Genomic DNA, 1,168 nt, shown 5'->3' with positions numbered 1-1,168 from the left:
ACCGCCACCGTCAGCTTGCCGGGGACCGCGAAGTGAAAGTTCGCCGGGATCAGCGCGATAGCCGCCGGGTTTTTCTCCGTGCGTATCGGCTCTCGGTTAGCCTGCAGTTCGATACCGCCCGTCGTGGCCGCCTGCACGGCAGCGCTCAGCAACAGCGCGCACAGCGCCGCAATCTTCAGTGGCATAGTGCCCTCTATCCTTTGTTAATCATGGGGTTACTATTGGCGGCGGCGCGGGGCAAGTAAAGCAACAATAGTGAATAACCAAAGTGAAAAGATGCACAAGCGGGGCGACGGCCTGCGCGAATCTGCAGCACTCGACGTGGAAAGTGCGCAATCAGGTTGAAAGCAGTAGAATTTGTCACTCATACTGCGTACAGCTGATTGTGTAAAACAAGGAACGCCAGATGGCCGAAGAAACGATTTTCAGTAAAATTATCCGCCGCGAAATCCCTGCTGATGTGGTTTACCAGGATGAACTGGTCACCGCTTTCCGTGACATCTCCCCCCAGGCGCCTACCCATGTGCTGATCGTTCCCAACGTGCTGATCCCAACCGTCAACGACGTGACCGTCGAGCACGAAGCTGCGCTGGGCCGCATGATCACCGCCGCGGCGAAGATCGCCGAACAGGAAGGCATCGCCGAGGACGGCTACCGCCTGATCGTCAACTGTAACCGCCACGCCGGTCAGGAGGTCTATCATATTCATATGCACCTGGTCGGTGGCCGCTCGCTGGGGCCGCTGCTGTCACGTTAAGCGAGGAAATCATGCGCGGTAAAAAAACTCTGCGTTGTCTGATGGCGTTGGCGCTGCCCGCCGCGTTGCTGATGGGGTGCAGTTCGCCATCCGGCATCGCGGTTAACCGGGGGCAAACGGTGGTGATGGATCCTTCGGTGCTGACCGCCGGCATTTTTGCCGATACGCCCTCTGTCTCGAACGCTTCCGGCCGGGTGATGGCGACTTCGGTGCTCAATAACAGCCAACCGACGCCGGTCACCGTGCATTATCGTTTCTATTGGTACGACGCGCAGGGGCTGGATATTCGCCCCTTCGAGAAACCGCGTGAGATCGTCGTGGCGCCTAACTCGGACGCCAAAATCTACTCGATTAACGGTAATCTGGAAGCTAAAAGCGCGCGTCTGTATCTGTACCTGTAAGCGCTTGCCA

At 57.9% G+C, this 1,168-nt stretch carries 3 protein-coding genes; 2 read left to right on the top strand and 1 reads right to left on the bottom strand.

Features of this window, described 5'->3' with window-relative positions; genetic code table 11:
- On the bottom strand, positions 1-185 hold a 185-nt coding region (locus ABZ937_RS42805; RefSeq protein ID WP_361701117.1), incomplete at its 3' end, for a hypothetical protein.
- Between the two features lie 221 nt (positions 186-406).
- Between ABZ937_RS42805 and hinT the strand changes: the two genes are divergently transcribed.
- Positions 407-757, top strand: coding sequence for a purine nucleoside phosphoramidase (hinT, locus tag ABZ937_RS42800; protein ID WP_004928776.1), 351 nt, complete (start codon positions 407-409; stop codon positions 755-757).
- Positions 758-768: 11 nt separating this feature from the next.
- Complete coding sequence (locus ABZ937_RS42795; RefSeq protein WP_025302428.1) at positions 769-1,158, top strand: YcfL family protein; 390 nt, start codon at positions 769-771, stop codon at positions 1,156-1,158.
- Positions 1,159-1,168: the final 10 nt, after the last annotated feature.

Source organism: Streptomyces sp. NPDC046727 (genome assembly GCF_040645635.1).
GTDB lineage: Bacteria > Actinomycetota > Actinomycetes > Streptomycetales > Streptomycetaceae > Streptomyces.
The sequence above is the reverse complement of the archived record's forward strand: the minus strand, read 5'-3'. Positions and strand labels throughout refer to the sequence as shown.